This window comes from Roseateles amylovorans (assembly GCF_025398155.2).
Lineage (GTDB): Bacteria > Pseudomonadota > Gammaproteobacteria > Burkholderiales > Burkholderiaceae_C > Roseateles > Roseateles amylovorans.
This window is the reverse complement of the sequence record NZ_CP104562.2, coordinates 1,637,230-1,657,658: the sequence shown is the minus strand read 5'-3', so window position 1 is coordinate 1,657,658 and position 20,429 is coordinate 1,637,230. Positions and strand designations below refer to the sequence as shown.

The following is a 20,429-nucleotide window of genomic DNA, read 5'->3' as shown; positions in this document are numbered from 1 at the left end:
CATCTTGCGGCGGGCGCGATGCAGGCCGCGACGGGTCGACCCGCCCCCAGGGGCATAATCCCGGCATGAACATCACCCGCCTCGTCACGTTGTTGAGCCTGTTGGGCGCCGGCCTGGCCGGCGCGTCCGCCCAGGCGGCCGAGACACCGCCCGAGCCGCCCGCCCAGTTGCGTGACGTGCCGGACGTGAAGGTCGAACGGATCGTCCAGGAAGACGATCAGGTTCGGATCGAGGAAACCCGGGTGCGGGGCCTGACTCAAAAGGTTGTGGTCAAGAACAAAGACGGCAAGACGCCCGAGTACGAGATCCTGCTCGGCGACACCGGTCGCGACATTCCCGTCCGCCAGGGCGCCGACCGGGGCAATGCCGGTCAGCGGGTCTGGCGTTTGCTGAGCTTCTGAGCGTCCGCCGGCCACCGACCCGACCGCGCAGCCCGTCCAGCCTTGCGCACCTGCGTCGTTGTGGCCCTCGATTGATCCTCGATTGACCCCTCACCGTTCATGGCCGTATTTACCGACGTCACGTCCGACCAGGCGCAGGCGCTGCTGGACGCGCTCTCCCTGGGCGAACTTCAGTCCCTCCAGGGCATCAGCGCCGGGATCGAGAACACCAACTACTTCGTCACCACCGCCCGCGGCGAGTATGTGCTGACCCTGTTCGAGCGCCTGAGCTTCGAGCAACTGCCCTTCTATCTGGAACTGATGCGTCATCTGGCGGCCAAGGGCCTGCCGGTGCCCGCGCCCCAGCCCGATGCGCAGGGCTGCATCCTGCATCGCCTCAACGGCAAGCCCGCGGCGGTGGTGAACAAGCTGCGCGGCGGCCATCAGCTCGCGCCGGACCAGTTCCATTGCGAGCAGGTCGGCGCCGGACTGGCCCGGATGCATCTGGCGGGACAGGATTTCCCGATGCACCAGGACAACCTGCGCGGCTTGGCCTGGTGGCGCGAGACGGTGCCGGTCGTCCTGCCGCATGTCTCGCCCCAGGAGGCCGACCTGCTGCGCAGCGAGCTGGCTTTCCAGGAACAGCTCGGCCCGGCGGCGGCGCTGTTGCCGCGCGGTCCGGTGCATGCGGATCTGTTCCGGGACAACGTGATGTTCGAAGGCCTGCCGGGCCGGGAGCAGCTCAGCGGCTTCTTCGATTTCTATTTCGCCGGCGTCGACAGCTTCCTGTTCGACCTGTGCGTGTGCCTGAACGACTGGTGTGTCGACCTCGACAGCGGCCGGCTCGACGAACAGCGCGCCGCCGCCTTCGTGGCGGCCTATGAAGCCGTGCGCCCGCTCAGCGGGGCGGAGCACCGGCTGCTGCCGGGCCTGCTGCGTGCCGCCGCGATGCGTTTCTGGGTGTCGCGGCTGTGGGACTTCCACCTGCCGCGGGAGGCCAGCCTGCTCAAGCCGCACGACCCCACCCATTTCGAGCGCATCCTGCGCGAGCGCATCGCCACGCCATGGCATGCGCTGGAGTCCCTGCCATGATCCTGCATCTTCAAACGGTCCCGCCGCGCAACGGCTTTGTGTGGGTGCGCCACGGCTTGAAGGTGATGCAGCGCAAACCGTTCGCGCTGATGGGCCTGTTCGCGCTCGCCATCGTGGTGCCCGGGGTCGTCAGCATCGTGCCGGTGATCGGCCCGCTGCTGGCGCTGGCCGTCCTGCCGCTGATCTCGCTGGGGTTCATGCTGGCTTCGCACCAGGTCCTGCAATCCCTGACCCCGACCGCCGCCGTCTTCGCCCAGCCGCTGCAGCTCACGCCGGAGCGCCGCAAGGCGCAGTTGCTGCTGGGCCTGGCCTATGCGGTGTTGTTCATCCTGATCATGCTGCTCAGCCAATGGGTGGACGCCGGCGCGACCGATCGCTTCCGCACCGCGATGCAGGCGGGCCCGAAAGCGGATCCGCAACTCGTGGCCGCCGCCGCGCTGGACCCCAACCTGCTGGCCAGCATGCTGACCCAGTCGGTGCTGCTGACGCTGATCTCCATCCCCTTCTGGCATGCCCCCGCCCTGATTCACTGGGGCGGACAGAGCGTGCTGCAGGCGTTGTTCTCCAGCACCCTGGGCGTCTGGCGCAACAAGGGCGCCTTTGCCATGTCGGGCCTGGCCTGGATCGGACTGGTGTTCGGCGCGTCGATGGTGGTGTCGCTGGTGCTGGCGCTGCTGGGGCTGGCCAATCTGATGTTCATCGCCTCGGTGCCCCTGGTGCTGGTGATCGGCACGGCGTTCTACTGCTCGCTTTATTTCACCTTCATCGACTGCTTCATGTTCGGCGCGCCGCGTGATCTGCCGATTCCGCCGCCGCACCCGCCGCTGCCGCCCTCCCTGCCTGGGGGGATGCCGCCGATGGAGCGGACCGATGCGGCATCATCGGCATCGGCCCCCTCGCAGCCACCGCCCAGCGCACCTGCAGCCGGGCACGACGACACAGCCCCCTCGTCGACCGGCACTGGCACTGGCACTGGCACAGCAACTGATCCTCACGCCGCTGCACCTGCCCAGGGCACTCCCGCCGACACGCCACCGCGCGCACAGTGATCGATCGCCGCGCCGTCGTCACGGCGTTGACATGCTGCGTTTACAGAATGCGCCCGCAACCATTATTTGCGGAGCCATTCCATGAGCATGCAGCAGCCAGGCGATCAGTCCAGCCAGGTCAACGAGTACGACGAAGAAGCGATCGTCAACACCTCGAGCAACGCGCACTTCAGTGACATCCTCGCGGCCCGACTGAGCCGTCGTGTCGCCCTCAAGGGCGGCATCAGCACCACCGCCGTCGCACTGCTCGGCGGCGGCGCATTGAGCGCCTGCGGTGGTGGTGACTCTTCCGATGCTGCCCCTGCGCCAGCCCCGGCTCCCGCACCGGCCCCAGCACCGGCGACACCGCCCAAGCTCGGCTTCACCGCCGTGGCCAAGAACAAGAACGACCTGGTCACCGTGGCCGAGGGCTACAACGTCAGCATCCTGCATGCACTCGGCGATCCGATGCACTTCGGCGACGAGTCCTGGAAGGACGACGGCTCCGAGACGCCCGACTCCTACAACCGCCGCATCGGCGACGGCCACGACGGCATGTACTACTTCGGTTTGTCCGAAGCCGGTGCCTACCAGGCCGACCGCGGCGACCGCGGCCTGCTGGCGGTGAACCACGAGTACGTTGTGGCGCCTTACGTGCTGCATCCGGCCGGCCGCACGGCAGGCGCTGCTCGCAATGCGACCGAAGTCGAGAAGGAAATCTACGCCCACGGCATCAGCGTGGTCGAGACCAAGCGCGACAACGCCAGCGGCGCCTGGTCGATGGTGCGCGGCTCGCGCTACAACCGTCGCGTGACCTCCGCCACCACGATGGACATCACCGGCCCGGCGCGCGGCAATGCGTTGCTGGCGACCAAGTTCAATGCGGCCGGCCAGCAGACCCGCGGCACCAACAACAACTGCGCCAACGGCTACACGCCGTGGGGCACCTACCTGACCTGCGAAGAGAACTTTCTCAACGTGATCAGCCGTGCCGCTGGCGATGACGCCACCCGCAGCGCCAAGGAAATCGCCGGCCTGAACCGCTACGGCCTGCCGCAGAACCGCAAGAGTCCCTACCTGTGGGAGACCGCCGGCACCGACGACCTGTTCGCGCGCTGGAACTCGTCCATCACCGGCGCCACCGCGGCCGACGACTATCGCAACACCATCAACACCTTCGGCTGGGTGGTGGAGATCGACCCGTTCGCGCCCACGTCGACACCGGCCAAGCGCACCGCCCTGGGCCGCTTCAACCATGAAGGCGCCTGGCCGGCGCCCGCCGTCGCGGGCAAGCCCATCGTGTTCTACATGGGTGACGACTCGCGCAACGAGTACATCTACAAGTTCGTCTCCAAGGCGGTCTGGGATGCGGCTGATGTGGGCAAGGGCATGACCGCCGGCGCCAAGTACCTGGACGAAGGCACGCTGTACGTGGCCCGCTTCAATGCGGACGGTACCGGCGACTGGCTGGAGCTCACCTTCGGCAAGAACGGCCTGGACGCCACCAACACGGCCTATGCCTTCGCCGACCAGGGCGACGTGCTGGTCCACAGCCGCCTGGCGGCCGACAAGCTCGGCGCGACCAAGATGGACCGCCCGGAGTGGGGCGCGGTCCATCCGACCACAAGCGAGGTCTACATGACCTTGACCAACAACAACGACTCGAACCGCGTGCCGCCGACTGCGACGCCGACCGGCCGCCAGGCCCGGCCCGATGCCGCCAACCCGCGTTACTACGAGGACCCCAAGGGCACCAGCAACCAGAAGGGCAACCCGAACGGCCACATCATCCGCTGGCGCGAGAACGCCACTGACGTCACCAAGCTGAACTGGGACATCTACCTGTTCGGTGCGCAGGCCGATGCCGCTGCGGACGTGAACCTGTCCGGCCTGACCGATGTGAACGATTTCTCCAGCCCCGACGGCTTGTACTTCGACAAGCGTGGCCTGCTGTGGATCCAGACCGACGACGGCGCCTACACCGATGTCACCAACTGCATGATGCTGGCCGCCGTTCCGGGCAAGGTGGGTGACGGTGGCGTGGCGACCGCTGCGGGCGGCACCAGCACGATCGCCGGCGCCAAGGCGACCGCCGACACGGTGCGCCGCTTCCTGGTCGGACCGAAGGAATGCGAGATCACCGGCATTGCGATGACGCCGGACAACAAGACGCTGTTCTTCAACGTGCAGCATCCCGGTGAAGATGGCACGCCCGACTGGGCCGGCAAGACCTTCGGCAGCTACTGGCCGGCCAACCAAGCCGACCAGACGGTGAAGAAGCGCCCGCGCTCCGCGACGGTCGTCATTACCCGCAAGGACGGTGGCGACATCGGGATCTGACGCCCGTCCTCAGAGAGGCATGCAAGGCCCGCCACATGGCGGGCCTTTTTCATGCGCGTTCCATCACCTCACCGGCCCACCGCCGCACCAAGCCGCCGGGACGACCGATTGATGGGAATCGGCCAGCCAACGATCAAGGCATCAGGCATCAGGCATCAGGCGATCGAGCGATCAAGCCGTCGATCTGTCAGTGGGTCTGTAGATATCGGTCGACCAGTCGGCGAAACGATCGCCGAGAGCCGCTCAGTCGCGGATGGCCATGATGGCTTGCCGCACCACCTCGCGCTCCATCGCCGGGACGGCGAACAGCGTCACGCCCAGTTCCTGGGCCGCTCGCAGCACGGTGGGCAGCCCGACACCGGCGCCGCCCTTCTCGATGTTGATCATCGTCTGGCGGGAAATGCCCAGCGCATCGGCGGCTTCGACCAACGGAATGCGTCGGCGGGTGCGGGCCGATCGAATCGCCGCGCCAAGCGACGCGGCATCCAGGACCGTCGGGTCGTGAGGGGGATCAATGGGAATAACAGTTCGCATGGAGATTCCAGAACCTGAAAAGTTTCAATGCAACCTCCCTCCCAGTCGCGAGTCCGATCTCCAGGCGGACGCCCGGATCTCGGCGATGCACGCGCGCAGCTCCTGCCCAACTCTAACTGTTTCTGAAAAACGGCGTTGTCAGGGCCTCATCGCGGGGTCATCGCGGGGTCATCGCGGCGTCATCACCGCGTCTGGCGACTGCACGGCCCATCGGCCCGAGAGGCGCCCCGGCATGCGGCGGGAGATGCGGCGGGAGATGCGGCGGGCGATGCGGTGCGAGACGCGCCGCGCACGCGCCGCCGGGCCCTCTCGCTCAGTCGATCGGCGTCAGCTTGGCCACGCTCAGCGCCAGCCACTTCACGCCGTGGCGGCCGAAGTTCACCTGGGCGCGGGCATCCGGTCCACTGCCTTCCAGCGTGAGCAGCACGCCCTCGCCGAATTTGGTGTGGAACACGCCCTTGCCGACCCGCAGACCGCCATGTTCGTCGCCCGTCTTTTGTGCGGCCGACTGCTTCATCGACTGCGGCACCGGCGCAGAGGCAAAGGACGGCGGTTCCACCCGGCCCGCGCCCACCATGGACTTCAGCCCGGATCCGCGCTGCCAGGCTTGCTGATAGTCGCGCGCAAAGCCTGAGCCGAAGCCCTGGTTGCGAGGGGTCAGCCACTTCAGCGTCTCCTCGGGGAGCTCCTCCATGAAGCGGCTCTTGATGTTGTAGCGGGTCTGGCCATGCAGCATCCGCGTCTGGCAGAAGCTGATGTAGAGCCGCTGCCGCGCACGGGTGATCGCCACATACATCAGACGGCGCTCTTCCTCCAGACCGTCCGAATCGGACATCGAGTTCTCGTGCGGGAACAGGCCCTCTTCCAGGCCGGTGATGAAGACCGCATCGAACTCCAGGCCCTTGGCCGAGTGCACTGTCATCAGCTGCACCGCATCCTGGCCCGCCTGCGCCTGGTTGTCGCCAGCCTCCAGCGAGGCATGGGTGAGGAAGGCAGCCAGCGGCGACATGATCTCGCCGGTCTCCGCATCCGGCGTCGCCGGATTGGCGGGCGCAATCGCCGCGGGCAAGCCGTCGGCAATCTGGCCGGGGGAGTGCTCATCCACCGGCAGCGCAATCGCGTCCTTGCCGAAGCCCTCCTGGGTGACGAAGGCCTCGGCGGCATTCACCAGTTCGCCCAGGTTCTCCAGCCGCTCTTCGCCTTCTTTCTCGGCGCGGTAGAAATCCGCCAGACCGGAGGTCTCGATCACATGCTCGATGATCTCCCGCAGCGTCAGGCCGGTGGTGGCTTCGCGCATGGCATCGACCATGCCGACGAATCCACCCAGGCTCGCGCCGCCGCGACCGCTCACCGAGCCGATGCTCTGATAGAGCGATCGGCCGCTCTGGCGAGCGCCGTCCTGAAGCAGTTCCACCGTGCGGGCGCCGATGCCGCGCGCCGGGAAATTCACCACGCGCAGGAAGCTGGTGTCGTCGTTGGGGTTCTCGATCAGGCGCAGATAGGCGAGCGCGTGCTTGACTTCGGCCCGCTCGAAAAAGCGCAGGCCGCCATAGACGCGGTACGGGATGCCCGCATTGAACAGCGCCGATTCAATCACCCGCGATTGGGCATTGCTGCGATAGAGCACCGCGATCTCGCTGCGCGCCAGCCCTTGCCGATGCAGCGCCTGCGCCTCCTCCAGCAGCCACTGGGCCTCGGCGAAGTCGCTATTGGCCTCATGCACCCGCACCGGCTCGCCCGGGCCGGCCTCGGTCCGCAGGTTCTTGCCCAGGCGGTGGCTGTTGTTGCTGATCAGCGCATTGGCCGCATCCAGAATGTTGCCGAAGCTGCGGTAGTTCTGCTCCAGCTTGACGACCTTGCGCACCCGGTATTCACGCTCGAAGTCGCTCATGTTGCCCACGCGCGCACCGCGGAAGGCGTAGATGCTCTGGTCGTCATCGCCCACCGCGAACACGCCCTGCCCGTTGCCGGGTGGCGCGAACATCTTCAGCCAGGCGTACTGCAGCTTGTTGGTGTCCTGGAACTCGTCCACCAGCACGTACTGGAAGCGACGCTGGTAATGCTCGCGCACGGCGGCGTTGTCGCGCATCAGCTCGTAGGACCGCAGCATCAGCTCGGCGAAGTCCACCACGCCTTCGCGCTCGCACTGGTCCTCGTAGGCCTGGTAGATCTCGACCAGCTTGCGGGTCTGCTCATCGCGCAGATCGATGTCGCGCGGCCGCATGCCGTCTTCCTTGGCGCCGGCGATGAACCACGAGACCTGCTTGGGGACGAAGCGTTCCTCGTCCAGCTTCATCGCCTTGATGACGCGCTTCACGGCGGAGACGGTGTCGCCCGCATCCAGGATCTGGAAACCCTGGGGCAGGCCCGCCAGCTTCCAGTGCGCCCGCAGGAAGCGGTTGCACAAACCGTGGAAGGTGCCCAGCCACATGCCGCGCACATTGACCGGCAGCATCGCCGACAACCGGGTCACCATTTCCTTGGCGGCCTTGTTGGTGAAGGTCACCGCCATCACGCCGGCCGGTGTGGTGAGGCCCTGGCTCATGAGCCAGGCGATGCGGGTGGTCAGCACCCGGGTCTTGCCCGAACCGGCACCGGCCAGGATCAATGCTGGCTCCTGTCCCAGCGTCACGGCTGCATATTGCTCGGGGTTGAGGTTGTCCAGCAGACCGCGCGGCGAACGCGGGCTGAACAGGTCATCTTGAGACGCGCCGGGCGCACCGAAATCCTGGGAATTCATCCAGCCATTCTAGAGAGGCTGGCATCATGCCGCCTCCATGAAGCCAGAAAAAACCCGCACGGCCCCTGCCAGCCGCCCTTCCAGCACCGCTGGCGACAACACCGGAGTCGCTCAAGCGCCGTCCGCCATGCCGTGCCCGTGTGAAAGCGGCCGCTCCTACGACGCCTGCTGCGGTGTGCCGCACCGGGCCTTCACGGCCGACGGCGCCCGCATCGCGTCGACGGCCGAAGCCCTGATGCGCTCCCGTTACAGCGCCTTCGTGCTGGATCTGACCGACTACCTGCTCGCCACCTGGCATCCGGACACCCGACCCGCCTCACTGGCGCCGAACGAGCCCGGCCTGCAGTGGCTGGGGCTGTCGGTGAAGCGACATGTGCAGCAGGATGAGGACCACGCCACCGTCGAATTCGTGGCCCGCAGCAAGCTCGGTGGCCGCGCCCATCGGCTGCATGAGACCAGTCGATTCGTCCGTGTCGCCGGGGCCTGGCTGTACCTGGACGGCGACCTGCGTTGACCGGGACCCACATCGCTTCCGCCATGACTGGCCAGCCCTTGCCGCCCGACGCTGAGTTGCAGCCCAGGTCGACGTCTGCCGATCGTGCGACGTCGCCGCACACGGACATCGCCGTCGGCATGCACATCTCCACCGAGCCGACCGATGCGGCGCATGAAGCGCCTGTCGTGCACGTCGCGCCGGTGGCGCCATTGAAGCTGCTCTACCTCGACGATGCGCTGGCCGTGATCGACAAACCGGCCGGGCTGCTGGTGCATCGCACCGCCCTGGATGCGCATGAGGACGACGCCGCCCTGCAACGGCTGCGCGATCAACTGGGGCGGCCCGTCTGGCCGGTGCATCGGCTGGATCGCGGCACCTCCGGCGTGCTGGTGTTCGCGCTGAGCGCCGAGGTGGCCAGCCAGATGGGCGTGGCGCTGGCAGAGCGCCTCACCCACAAGCGCTACCTGGCACTGGTCCGAGGCTGGCCCGCTTCTGCACACGGCGTCATCGACCATCCGCTGGCGCGCGATCCGGAATTGCCGTCCGCCGGACAGCCCCATCTGGAGGCCCAAACCGCATGGTCCTGCCTGCACCGGCTGACCTTGCCGGTGAGCACAGACGCCCGTTTCCCCACCACCCGCGTCAGCGTATGGGCCTGTGAACCGGTGCAGGGGCGTCGGCATCAGATCCGTCGACATCTCAAGCATGTCGCCCATCCCATCATCGGCGACGCGAATCATGGCAAGGGGCCGCTGAACCGGGCCCTTGCCGCGCATTTCGGCCTGCAGCGGCTGTGGCTGCATGCCCATCGGCTGCAGTTCAACCATCCGGTCACCGGAGCGCCGCTCAGCCTGGAGGCGCCGCCCGGGCCGGAGTGGGCCGGGTTGCTCGCAGCAGACGATCAGAACGACCCGACGGCCTGAGCCGCCACGGCGCCTCAACCGAAACGCACCGCGTAGATCGGTGGCAGCGTGTGGGAGACGCTGCGCCAGTGGTCGCCGGCATCTCCGGTGGCCCAGAGATTGCCGGTTGTGCTGCCCATCAGCAGGCGCCGTCCATCCTCATGGGCGACCAGGCCATGGCGATAGACCAGGTCATAGCAATGCTGTTGCGGAAGCCCGGACCGCAAGGTGTCGAAGCTGCGTCCGCCGTCCCGCGTCCGGTTGACGACCAATGCGCCATCGACCGGCAGGCGCTTCTCATCCTTCACACCGGGCACGAACCAGGCGGTGAGCGGATCGCCCGCATGGGCCGCCACGCCGAATCCGAAGCCTGAGATCGGCGGATCGAGCGCTTGCCAGTTGGCGCCCGCATCGTCACTGCGCCACACACCGTTGTGATGCTGGCACCAGAGCACCCGGGGGTCGGCCTCGCAGGCGACGATGCGATGCGGATCCTGCGTGTTCTCATCGCCGGCCTGCTCCGGCGGCATGAACGCCGCAAGCATGCCCTTGGCGCTCAGGCGCCACGTGGCGCCCCCATCGTCGCTGCGCCACGCGCCGCCGCAGGAGATGCCCAGCAACAGCCGGTCCGGATCGGCCAGATCGATGCAGATTGAATGGATGCCCGGCGCGTCATAACCCCCGCCAAACCAGCCCAGCCGCTCGGCCCGATGCCACAGCGAATCGACCAGTCGCCACGACGCGCCCTCATCGCCACTGACAAACAATCCGCCCGGAATCGTCCCCGCCCAGATCCGACCATCCGCGCCGCGCTCCAGGGACCAAATCTGCCGCACCGTCCACGCCGGACCTTCAGCGTCCGGCGGCTGCGGCGGAAAAGCAGGCGACGGCAGTTCCTGCCAGCTCACGCCGCCGTCATCCGACCCTTGAAGCTTGACCCCGAAGTGCCCCAGGTTCAACGCGGCCAGCATGCGACCGCCGCCCGGCGGCGCAGGCAACAGCATGGTCACCGGATCACCGACAAAGCTGTGTCGGCCGAGGGTCCAGGCATCGCCGGCCCGCTGGTTCATCTCGAACAATCCCTTGCGGGTGGCTACCCATGCAGTGGTGCTCATGGTGGTCTCCGGTGACGGCTCTCAGCGTTTGGCTGGCGTTTGGCTGGCATAAGGTGAGCCCGGCATCAGCCGCCCGACAGCGCCTGCAGCACGTAGACACGGGCAGACGGCGACAGGGGATCGGCCAGGGTCTGTCGATCCCTCGCCCGCTGACCGTCGATGAACACGGCCACATGCGGCCGCAGTTGCCCCTGCTCATCGAGGATGTAGCCGCGCAGCCGGGGATTCAGGTCAAACGCCTGACCGAGCGCATCCGCCAGCGTCGCCGCCTCGCAGTCGAGCTTGGGCGTGTCGACATAGCGATGCAACTGGGCGGTGAATTCCAGGTGAGCCATGAGGCGCGATCCTGCGCCGGTCGTGCGCCCTTGAACAGTGCCGAGCGGCGGCTGCGCGCCCCAGAAAACCGGGGCGCCGCTGGCTTCCGAGGTCGGCCCCCGACGCCGCGCCGAACGCGCCCTGCCCCGTCGGAAGGAAGCGGAAATGAAAAACGCCGCACAAGGCGGCGTTTTGAGCGGCGTTCAGAGCGGTGGTCAGGGCGGTTGCCCCGTTCCTCGACCGGGGGACGCGCAGCGGCTGGATCAGGCGCCCGCGCGTCCCCGGGATCGGTCAGGCAGAACCGAAACGAGCTCAGTTCCGGATCAGATGATCAAAGGCGCTGAGTGCCGCCTTCGCGCCGTCGCCGGCCGCGATGATGATCTGCTTGAACGGCACCGTCGTCGCATCACCGGCGGCAAACACGCCGGGCACCGAGGTCTGACCCTTGGCATCGACAATGATCTCGCCGTGCTTGGACAGCTCCACCACACCGCGCAACCACTCGGTGTTGGGCACCAGACCGATCTGCACGAACACGCCTTCCAGCTCGATCCGCTTGGCTTCGCCCGTAGCCCGATCGGTGTAGTTCAACCCGTTGAGCTTGCCGCCGGCGCCGGTGAACTCGGTGGTCTGGGCCTGCTTGATGATGGTGACGTTCGGCAGGCTTTCCAGCTTCCGGACCAGCACCGCATCAGCACGCAGTTGATCGCCGAACTCCAGCAAGGTCACATGGGCCACCAGGCCGGCCAGGTCGATGGCCGCTTCCACGCCGGAATTGCCACCACCGATCACCGCCACCCGCTTGCCCTTGAAGAGCGGACCGTCACAGTGCGGGCAATAGGCCACGCCCTTGTTCTTGTACTCTTCCTCGCCCGGCACATTCACATTGCGCCAGCGCGCGCCGGTCGACAGGATCACCGTCTTGCTCTTGAGCGATCCCCCGTTGGCCAGCTGGATCTCGATCAGGCCGCCAGGTGTGGCCGCAGGCACCAGTTGATCGGCCCGCTGCAGGTTCATGACGTCCACACCGTAGTCCTTCACATGGGACTCCAGCGCCATCGCGAACTTCGGACCGTCGGTCGACAGCACCGAGATGTAGTTCTCGATGGCCAGCGTGTCGTTGACCTGGCCGCCGAAACGCTCCGCCGCGACGCCAGTGCGGATGCCCTTGCGCGCTGCATAAACCGCCGCCGCCGCGCCGGCAGGACCGCCGCCGACCACCAGCACGTCGAACGCTTCCTTGGCGGAGAGCTTCTCGGCGTCCTTGGCGGCAGCGCCGGTGTCGAGCTTGGCGACGATCTCTTCAGCCGTCATGCGGCCCGAGCCGAACTCGGTGCCGTTCAGATAGACCGTCGGCACCGCCATGATTTCGCGGGCGTTGACTTCGTCCTGGAACAGCGCGCCGTCGATGATCACCGTCTTCACACGGGGATTGAGCACCGACATCAGCGACAGCGCCTGCACCACGTCCGGACAGTTGTGGCAGGACAGGGACATGTAGACCTCGAAGGCATAGTCGCCGTCCAGGCCCTTGATCTGGTCGATCGTCGATGGCTCGACCTTCGGCGGATGACCACCGGTCCACAACAGCGCCAGCACCAGCGAGGTGAACTCGTGGCCCAGCGGGATGCCGGCGAAGCGCAGGCTCTGCTCGGTGCCGGTGCGCTTGAGGCTGAAGGACGGGCGACGGGCATCGGCGCCGTCGAGCTTCAGCGTGATCTTGTCGGACATCGATGCGACGTCCTGCAGCAGCTGCTTGAGCTCTGCGGAGCTCTCAGAGTCACTCAGCGAAGCCTCGATCTCGAACGGCAGCGTCACCCGCTCCAGATAGGCCTTGAGCTGCGCCTTGAGGTTGTCGTCCAACATCGTTACTTCCTTTCTTAGATTAAGCGACTTTGAGAACCGGCCTCCCTGGATCACGACGATCCGACTGAACGACGTCAGGGCGGCCAGATTCCCACCCGCAGGCCGACGGGGCCCGCGGGTGATGCATTGGCATGCAATGGGTGAGGAACATCCTCAACCGGTCAAACGGATTTAGATCTTGCCGACCAGGTCCAGCGACGGAGCGATGGTCTTCTCGCCTTCCTTCCACTTGGCCGGGCAAACTTGACCGGGGTGGCTGGCGACATACTGGGCAGCCTTGAGCTTGCGCAGGGTTTCGGTCACGTCACGGGCGATGGCGTTGTCGTGGATTTCCAGGGTCTTGATCACGCCGTCCGGATTGATCACGAAGGTACCGCGCAGGGCCAGGCCTTCTTCCGGAATGTGCACGCCGAACGCGTTGGTCAGGGCGTGGGTCGGGTCGCCGACCAGCGGGAACTTGGCCTTGCCCACAGCCGGCGAGGTCTCGTGCCACACCTTGTGCGAGAAGTGCGTGTCGGTGGTCACAATGTAGACCTCAGCACCCAGCTTCTGGAACTCGGCGTAGTTGTCAGCGGCGTCTTCGACTTCAGTCGGGCAGTTGAAGGTGAAGGCGGCCGGCATGAAAATCAGCACGGACCACTTGCCCTTCAGCGACTCTTCAGTCACGTCAATGAACTTCCCGTTGTGGAAGGCTTGCGTCTTGAAGGGCTGAACTTGGGTGTTGATCAGGGACATGTTTTCGTCTCGCTGTAAGGGTGGATGGGATGAGTTGGATCATAGGAGCATCCCCCCACTGGCGGCTTTGAATTCCCCAATGAGGCTTATTGCCATTGGCTATTGATCGGAACTATCGACTGTCATTTGGTCGATAGACAACGTTGATAGATCATGCGGGGCGGGATTTCAAGCCGTCCGTCGCCAGCGCCAGTCGTAGAGCCCCAGGCACGACACGACCTCGCACGATCAGGCACCCAGCCATCCCGCCAACCAGCGCGATCAGGCAACGGGCCACACCACCGACCAGCACGATCAAGCACCCGGCCACCGCACCACTCAGCACGATCAGGCACCCGGCCACCCCACCGCCCAGCACGATCAGGCACCCGGCCACCACACCACCCAGCACGATCAGGGGGACCGGGGCCCCGTTTGCTCCGTGTCCCTTCTTCGTCGGACTAACGTCCGCCGAATTCATTCCTGATACCTCCGCAAACGGGGCCCCGGTCCCCCTGATCCGATATACCCCCATCCAGCACCTTCAACCCCCAGCCACCACTCCCACTCATCACAAATGTCCGTGGTCGGATGACGGATGACGGATCGCCGGAGATCGAAGATGGGAAATGGGAGATGGGAGACAGAAGCTGGAAGTTGAAGGTGGGGTCTGAAATGGAAGATGGGACGCGGCACCCCGAGCACCTGAGACGGCCAAGCGCCGCCACCCACGGGCCATGGCGCGGCATTCCATGGGCTCGATGGTGAGCCGATGGGTATGGGCGGGTGGGACCCGCCACGTCATCCGTATCAGATTCGGCAGGCAGTCCTTAAAAGCGCTCGAGCGCCAGCAGATCGTCGACGCTTTGGCGGCGGCGGATCAGTCGGTCCTCGTCACCATCGATCAGCACTTCGGCAATCAGCGGACGGCTGTTGTAGTTGCTGGACATGGAAGCCCCATAGGCCCCGGTGTCGTGAATGACCAGCAGGTCGCCGACCCGGGCCTGCGGCAGGTCGCGAGTGAGGACGACACCCCCATCGCCCTGGGTGAAGACGTCGCCGGATTCGCACAGCGGCCCGGCCACCACCGTGGCCTGCGAGGGTCGGGAAAGGCCGTCCGCGGGAATCAGGCTCATGGCATGGAAGCTGCCGTACATCGCCGGCCGCATGAGTTCGTTGAAGCCCGCGTCGACGAGCACGAAGTGCTGCCGTCCCTGGGCCTTCACCGCCCGCACCTCAGCCAGCAACACGCCCGATTCCGCCACCAGGTAGCGCCCCGGCTCCAGCTCCAGCGCCAGCGCATGGCCGATCACGGACTCTGCCTCCTTCCGCGCCGCATCCCACAGGCTGAAGTAGTGGTCGATGTCGATGCCAGCCTCGCCATCGCGATACGGAATGGACAACCCGCCCCCTGCGGAGATGGCCTTCAGATCATGCCCCGCCGCCTGCACCTGCCGGACCAGCGTGACCATGGCGCCGCTGACTTGCGCCAGATGCCCGTAATCCACGCCCGAGCCGATGTGCATGTGCAGCCCGATCAAGGTCAGTCCTTGCTCCCGGATGGCCTGCAACGCCTGGGGCAACTGTTCATGCCAGATGCCGTGCTTGCTGTGCTCGCCGCCGGTGTTGGTCTTGTTGCTGTGACCGTGCCCGAAGCCGGGATTCAGCCGCAGCCACACCGGGTGCCCCGGAGAAACCGCGCCCAGTTGCGCCAGCATGTCGATAGACCCTGCGTTGACCGGTACCCGGTGCGCCACCACGGTCTCCAACGTCTCCCGATCCAGCAGGTCCGCCGTGAAGACGATGCCCGAATGCACCGCGTCATCGCCCTGGCCGACCGTGTAGCCGGCTGCCAGCGCGCGCAGGATCTCACCGCGGGAAACCGCATCCACCTTCACACCCTGCTCCCGCATCAGTCGCAGGATGTGGGTGTTGGAACAGGCCTTCTGTGCGAACCGCACCGTGTCGAAGCCCCGGAGTGCGGCGATTCGTTCCCGGATCACGGCCGCGTCGTACACCCACAGTGGCGTGCCGTAGCGCGCCGTGAGTTGCAGAAGTCGCTGGGCGCGGGCGGGACTGAGGGCTTGAGGCATGGTGATGGGGTGCAGGCTTGCATGTTGGGGAAGGATCCGCATCGACGCCGCAGCGCCATCGATCCGACGGGCAGGAGACCGATGCAGAAGCCTGCTGGAGCATCGTCGCTCCATGCCATTCAATCAAATGCTTTTGTTTCGCGATGGCATTCAGGATTGATATGCTCGTGCCGATCCGGCTCAGGTGATTGAGCTTCGACTTCTTCTGCTCGATCAGCGCGACCCATGTCCCTCACCCATCGCCACATAGAAGTGTTCCGCGCCGTGATGACGGCGGGAAGCGTCACCGGCGCCGCGCAGTTGCTGTTCACCTCACAGCCCACCGTGAGCCGGGAGCTGGCTCGGATGGAATCTTTGCTGGGCTACGCGCTGTTTGAACGGTCCGCCGGCCGCTTGCGACCGACGTCCCGCGCGCTCGCATTGTTCGACGAGGTCCAGCGGGCCTATCACGGGCTGGATCAAGTCGTCGCGAGAGCCCAATCCCTGGGCCGTGCGCAAGATGAGCGCCTGCAGGTGCTCACGCTACCCGCCCTGGCGCACGCGCTGCTTCCGGCAGCAAGTCAGCGCTGGCTGACCCGGCATCCCGAAGCCCGCCTGTCACTGACGCCGCAGGAATCACCGCTGCTGGAGGAATGGATGGCGGCGCAGCGTTTCGACCTCGGCTTGAGCGAAGTCAGCGCCGCCGTGCCGGGCACCCAGAGCGAAACGCTGGTGGCGCTCGATGAAGTCTGCGTGCTCCCGGCTGGGCATCGGCTGTCCGCGAAGGCGGTGCTGGAACCGCGTGATTTCGAAGGGGAACGCTTTGTGAGCCTGTCGGCCGAGGATCCCTATCGCCGGCAGTTCGATGCCATCTTCGCGGCAGCCGGCGTTCAACGCCGATTGCAGACAGAGACCCACAGCGCAATCGCGGTCTGCGCGTTGGTGCAACAGGGCTTGGGCGTGGCGCTGGTGAACCCGCTGACGGCCTGGGCCTGCGCCGGACCGCAGCTTCAGATCAGGCCGTTTTCGGTGTCGGTGCCGTTTCGGATCCAGGCGCTGCGTCCCTTGCATCGCCCCCGACATGCCTTGGTCGACGACTTCATCGTCGCAGTGAAGCAGGCACTCACCGCCGTCCAAGCCTGACAGAAGCGAGGCCAGGCCAGGCCAGGCGGATGCGATGCGATGCGATGCGACGCGACGCGACGCGACGCGACGCGACGAGCTTACTTGTTGACGACCGACCGCAGTGCTGGCACCGCGAGGAAGCGCTCACGCACCGAGCGTTCGATGCCGGCGGCATCCAGCCCGCACTGCGCCATCAGCTTGGCGGGTTCGCCGTGCTCGACGTAGGTGTCCGGAAGGCCCAGCTGCAACACCGGCAATGCCAAGCCCAGGGACTGCAGGCTTTCCAGCACCGCACTGCCGGCGCCGCCCATCACGCAGCCGTCCTCGACAGTCACCAGCGCATCATGGGTGCGCGCCAGTTCCGCCACGAGCTCGACGTCCAGCGGCTTGACGAAGCGCATGTTGGCCACGCTGGCGTCCAGCGATTCAGCCGCCTTCAGCGCCGGGTAGAGCAAGGTCCCGAAGGCCAGGATGGCGATGCGGGGCGACCCATGGCCGCGTGTCTGCGCCTGCGCCGAGTGGCGACGGATCTCGCCCTTGCCCCAGGGCAGCGCCACCATCTCCTGCTGGATCACGGTGCCGACACCCGCACCACGCGGATAGCGCACCGTCACCGGGCCATCGTGCAGATGACCGGTGTACAGCGCTTGGCGGCACTCGTTCTCGTCCGCCGGCGTCAACACGCTCATGTTGGGCACGCAGCGGGTGAAGGCGATGTCGTAGTTGCCGGCGTGGGTGGCGCCGTCCGCGCCGACCAGACCCGCACGATCCAGCGCGAACAAGACCGGCAGGTTCTGCAGCGCCACGTCATGGATCAGTTGGTCGTAGCCACGCTGCAGGAACGTGGAGTAGATTGCCACGACCGGCTTGAGCCCTTCACAGGCCAGGCCGGCGGCGAAGGTCACCGCATGCTGCTCGGCAATGCCCACGTCGTAATAACGCGTCGGGAAGCGCTTGTGAAACTCCACCATGCCCGAGCCCTCGCGCATCGCGGGCGTGATCGCCACGAGCTTGGGGTCGGCTTCGGCCATGTCGCACAGCCAGTCGCCGAACACCTGGGTGAAGGTCTTCTTGGACGGCACGGTCGCCGGCTTGATGCCTTCGGCCGGGTTGAATGGTGTCGGGCCGTGGTACTTGACCGGATCGGCCTCGGCCAGCTTGTAGCCCTGGCCCTTGCGGGTGACCACGTGCAGAAACTGAGGGCCCTTCTTGTCGCGCAGGTTCTCCAGCGTGGGCACCAGCGCATCCAGGTCGTGGCCGTCGATCGGGCCGACATAGTTGAAGCCGAATTCCTCGAAGATCGTTCCGGGCACGAACATGCCCTTGGTGTGCTCTTCGAAGCGGCGCGCAAATTCATACAGCGGCGTGTTCTTCAGCACCGACTTCGCGCCCTCGCGGGCCGCAGCGTAGAACTTGCCGCTCATCAGCCGGGTGAAGTACTTGTTCAGCGCGCCCACCGGCGGGCTGATCGACATGTCGTTGTCGTTCAGGATCACCAGCACGTCGCCCAGCAGGCCGCCATGGGCCACGCCGGCATTGTTCAAGGCTTCGAACGCCATGCCGGCGGTCATCGCGCCATCGCCGATGATCGCGACCACGCGGCGGGACTCGCCCTTGAGCCGAGCCGCCATCGCCATGCCGTGAGCGGCGGAGATGGAGGTGCTGGAGTGCGCGGTGCCGAAGGTGTCGTATTCGCTCTCGTCGCGACGAGGGAAGCCGGAGATGCCGCCCTGCTGCCGCAGCGTGGGCATCGCATCGCGACGGCCCGTCAGGATCTTGTGCGGGTAGGTCTGGTGACCCACGTCCCAGACCAGCCGATCGCGCGGCGTGTCATACACATAGTGCAGCGCGAGCGTCAGCTCCACCGTGCCCAGATTGGACGACAGATGGCCGCCGGTTTTGGACACGCTGTCAAGCACATGCGCGCGCAGTTCTTCCGCGACCTGCGGAAGTTGCGCCCGCGACAGACGACGCAGATCCGCCGGGCTGTCGATGCCCTGAAGCAAGGACGGGGAAGTCGCAGAGTGATCGCTCATGACCGGACCTGTTTTCTCAGTTGTCTCGTTCGACCACCTTGTCAGCCAGCAGGCTGAGCCAGGCGGTGTCGGCCAATCCGCTGTCGGCCAGGGCCTTGTGGGCCTGGTCGCGCAGCTGCAGCGCATAGGCGCGCGCGGCATCCAGGCCGAGCACGCTGACGTAGGTGGGTTTGTTGCTGTCCTGGTCCTTGCCGGCCGTCTTGCCGAGGACCTCGGAATCCTGCGTGACGTCCAGGATGTCGTCGACCACCTGGAATGCCAGGCCGATCGCCGCACCATAGTCGCTCAAGGACGTCCAGGCGGTCTCGCTGATGTCGCCGCACGCCGCGCCCATCAGCACGCTGGCCTGCAGCAGCACGCCGGTCTTGCGCCGATGCATGTCCCGCAGCGCGCGCTCGCCCAACGGTTTGCCGACGCTGGCCAGGTCAATCGCCTGGCCGCCGGCCATGCCGTCATAACCGCTGGCGCGCGCCAGCAGCCGGCACAGCCGCGCCTGGAGCGCGGGGGCAACGCCGGTGTCAGGCGTCAACACATCGAAGGCCAACGCCTGCATCGCATCGCCGGCCAGCATGGCCTGAGCCTCGCCGTACTGCACATGCAGGGTCGGCTTGCCGCGACGCAGCACGTCGTTGTCCATGCAGGGCATGTCGTCATGCGCCAGCGAGTAGGCGTGAATCAGTTCGACGGCGCAGGCGGCGCGCATGGCGGCCTCGCGCTCACCGCCCACCGCCTCGGCCGCCGCCAGCACCAGCAGCGGACGCAGCCGCTTGCCGGCGCCCAGCACCGCGTACCGCATCGCCTCGCCCAGGCCGGCCGGAGCGGCTTCGGGCACCCAGGCCTCCAACGCCAACTCGACTTCCTGCAGCGAACGTTTCACCCAGTGCTCGAACACGCCTGCATCCACTTATTCTTCTCCCCAAGTCCTCATGTCGCCGCCTTCCACCACCTGTACTTGTTGTTCGACGGCCTGAAGCCTGGAGCGACAGAACTTGAGCAGTTCCGCGCCACGCTGGTAACTGGCCAGTAACTGGTCCAGCGGCAGTTGACCGGCTTCCATCGATTGGACCAGCCGCTCCAACTCCTCCACCGCCTGCTCGTAGCTGGCGGGTTCCGGGTTCTGGGCGGGCTGGGGAGCCGCTTTGGCACTGGCGGAAGGCTTGCTCATTTCAAAACACGAAAAAGGTGATTGTAAGCACCGGGACAGGGCGAACCCGAATCAGACCTACGGGGGGGGTGTGAGCGGGGCGCCACAGCGGTGCCGCCGCACCAGAACCGAGAGACCTGTCTCGGAGGAAGGAAAAGATGCACGGCAAGCGTGGGCGGCGAGCGGAGCAAAGGGGCGAAATGCGCCGGCACCCCGTGGGAGGGATCACAGGCCCGACACCGGGCACCCTGCAGGCCCTTGAAGTGCGGCTCCCCCGTCCCCAGGTCCTGCTTCAGCCCTCTTACAGACCCTCCGAAGCACCTGCTCGAGTCCCCTGGCCCCACCAGATGCCTGAACCAGACACCCGAGCATCACACAGATCCCCCACGACCGGTCACTTGTCAGCCCGGACCTGGCGCGACTGCACAGGAGGGCATCCGAAATACGTCAGTCCCGCACGGTCTTATAGAGGACTCGCCAGAGTTGCCCCGGGTACAATCACCGGTTCCCCTGCCCGCCCGCATGCTCTA

Annotated in this window: 17 protein-coding genes; 7 read left to right on the top strand and 10 right to left on the bottom strand. The window is 66.3% G+C overall.

The window, feature by feature from the left end; genetic code table 11:
* The first annotated feature begins 65 nt into the window (after nucleotides 1-65).
* The 4 genes from N4261_RS07170 to N4261_RS07155 all read left to right on the top strand — a co-directional run bounded on the left by N4261_RS07170 (nucleotide 66) and on the right by N4261_RS07155 (nucleotide 4,840).
* Nucleotides 66-401: a hypothetical protein gene (locus N4261_RS07170; RefSeq protein ID WP_261759506.1), complete on the top strand. Its 336-nt coding sequence runs from the start codon at nucleotides 66-68 to the stop codon at nucleotides 399-401.
* Nucleotides 402-500: 99 nt separating this feature from the next.
* A complete protein-coding gene (locus tag N4261_RS07165; protein WP_261759505.1) occupies nucleotides 501-1,472 on the top strand; it encodes a homoserine kinase in 972 nt (323 codons plus the stop codon).
* Nucleotides 1,469-2,521, top strand: a complete 1,053-nt coding sequence (locus N4261_RS07160; protein ID WP_261759504.1) for a BPSS1780 family membrane protein — start codon at nucleotides 1,469-1,471, stop codon at nucleotides 2,519-2,521. The genes N4261_RS07165 and N4261_RS07160 overlap by 4 nt, the downstream gene beginning before the upstream one ends.
* A gap of 87 nt (nucleotides 2,522-2,608) precedes the next feature.
* Complete coding sequence (locus N4261_RS07155; RefSeq protein WP_261760637.1) at nucleotides 2,609-4,840, top strand: PhoX family protein; 2,232 nt, start codon at nucleotides 2,609-2,611, stop codon at nucleotides 4,838-4,840.
* A 243-nt stretch (nucleotides 4,841-5,083) separates the two neighbouring features.
* Here N4261_RS07155 and N4261_RS07150 read toward each other — a convergent pair whose 3' ends face one another.
* Together N4261_RS07150 and N4261_RS07145 are read right to left on the bottom strand one after the other, a co-directional pair.
* Entirely contained in the window at nucleotides 5,084-5,374 is a 291-nt protein-coding gene (locus N4261_RS07150) for a helix-turn-helix transcriptional regulator (RefSeq protein WP_261759503.1), read from the bottom strand.
* Between the two features lie 313 nt (nucleotides 5,375-5,687).
* A complete protein-coding gene (locus N4261_RS07145; protein WP_261759502.1) occupies nucleotides 5,688-8,114 on the bottom strand; it encodes a UvrD-helicase domain-containing protein in 2,427 nt (808 codons plus the stop codon).
* Between the two features lie 127 nt (nucleotides 8,115-8,241).
* On the opposite strand from N4261_RS07145, the gene N4261_RS07140 reads away from it, so the two are divergent.
* Together N4261_RS07140 and N4261_RS07135 are read left to right on the top strand one after the other, a co-directional pair.
* A complete protein-coding gene (locus tag N4261_RS07140; RefSeq protein WP_261760636.1) occupies nucleotides 8,242-8,628 on the top strand; it encodes a YchJ family protein in 387 nt (128 codons plus the stop codon).
* A 23-nt stretch (nucleotides 8,629-8,651) separates the two neighbouring features.
* A complete protein-coding gene (locus N4261_RS07135; RefSeq protein WP_261759501.1) occupies nucleotides 8,652-9,533 on the top strand; it encodes a pseudouridine synthase in 882 nt (293 codons plus the stop codon).
* A gap of 14 nt (nucleotides 9,534-9,547) precedes the next feature.
* Here the strand turns inward: N4261_RS07135 and N4261_RS07130 are convergent, their stop codons facing one another.
* The 5 genes from N4261_RS07130 to lysA all read right to left on the bottom strand — a co-directional run bounded on the left by N4261_RS07130 (nucleotide 9,548) and on the right by lysA (nucleotide 15,615).
* A complete protein-coding gene (locus tag N4261_RS07130; RefSeq protein ID WP_261759500.1) occupies nucleotides 9,548-10,627 on the bottom strand; it encodes a WD40/YVTN/BNR-like repeat-containing protein in 1,080 nt (359 codons plus the stop codon).
* Between the two features lie 65 nt (nucleotides 10,628-10,692).
* Entirely contained in the window at nucleotides 10,693-10,962 is a 270-nt protein-coding gene (locus N4261_RS07125; RefSeq protein WP_261759499.1) for a MoaD/ThiS family protein, read from the bottom strand.
* A 292-nt stretch (nucleotides 10,963-11,254) separates the two neighbouring features.
* Nucleotides 11,255-12,808 (bottom strand): alkyl hydroperoxide reductase subunit F, encoded by a 1,554-nt coding sequence (ahpF, locus tag N4261_RS07120; protein ID WP_261759498.1) that lies wholly within the window; start codon nucleotides 12,806-12,808, stop codon nucleotides 11,255-11,257.
* 171 nt (nucleotides 12,809-12,979) lie between these two features.
* On the bottom strand, nucleotides 12,980-13,543 hold the full coding sequence (gene ahpC / locus N4261_RS07115; RefSeq protein ID WP_261759497.1) for an alkyl hydroperoxide reductase subunit C: 564 nt from the start codon (nucleotides 13,541-13,543) through the stop codon (nucleotides 12,980-12,982).
* 809 nt (nucleotides 13,544-14,352) lie between these two features.
* On the bottom strand, nucleotides 14,353-15,615 hold the full coding sequence (gene lysA / locus N4261_RS07110) for a diaminopimelate decarboxylase (RefSeq protein WP_261759496.1): 1,263 nt from the start codon (nucleotides 15,613-15,615) through the stop codon (nucleotides 14,353-14,355).
* A gap of 225 nt (nucleotides 15,616-15,840) precedes the next feature.
* Here lysA and N4261_RS07105 point away from each other — a divergent pair, with 225 nt between their 5' ends.
* Nucleotides 15,841-16,737 (top strand): LysR family transcriptional regulator, encoded by an 897-nt coding sequence (locus N4261_RS07105; RefSeq protein WP_261759495.1) that lies wholly within the window; start codon nucleotides 15,841-15,843, stop codon nucleotides 16,735-16,737.
* An 80-nt stretch (nucleotides 16,738-16,817) separates the two neighbouring features.
* Here N4261_RS07105 and dxs read toward each other — a convergent pair whose 3' ends face one another.
* Genes dxs through N4261_RS07090 form a run of 3 tightly spaced genes read right to left on the bottom strand, consistent with a single transcriptional unit; the run spans nucleotide 16,818 to nucleotide 19,920 of the window.
* Nucleotides 16,818-18,755 carry a 1-deoxy-D-xylulose-5-phosphate synthase gene (gene dxs, locus N4261_RS07100; protein ID WP_261759494.1) on the bottom strand — a complete coding sequence of 646 codons (1,938 nt, stop codon included), beginning with the start codon at nucleotides 18,753-18,755 and terminating at the stop codon, nucleotides 16,818-16,820.
* A 16-nt stretch (nucleotides 18,756-18,771) separates the two neighbouring features.
* Nucleotides 18,772-19,659 carry a polyprenyl synthetase family protein gene (locus N4261_RS07095; protein ID WP_261759493.1) on the bottom strand — a complete coding sequence of 296 codons (888 nt, stop codon included), beginning with the start codon at nucleotides 19,657-19,659 and terminating at the stop codon, nucleotides 18,772-18,774.
* The gene (locus N4261_RS07090; RefSeq protein WP_261759492.1) at nucleotides 19,660-19,920 is read right to left on the bottom strand and encodes an exodeoxyribonuclease VII small subunit; all 261 of its coding nucleotides are present in this window, start codon (nucleotides 19,918-19,920) and stop codon (nucleotides 19,660-19,662) included. It lies immediately after the preceding gene.
* Nucleotides 19,921-20,429: the final 509 nt, after the last annotated feature.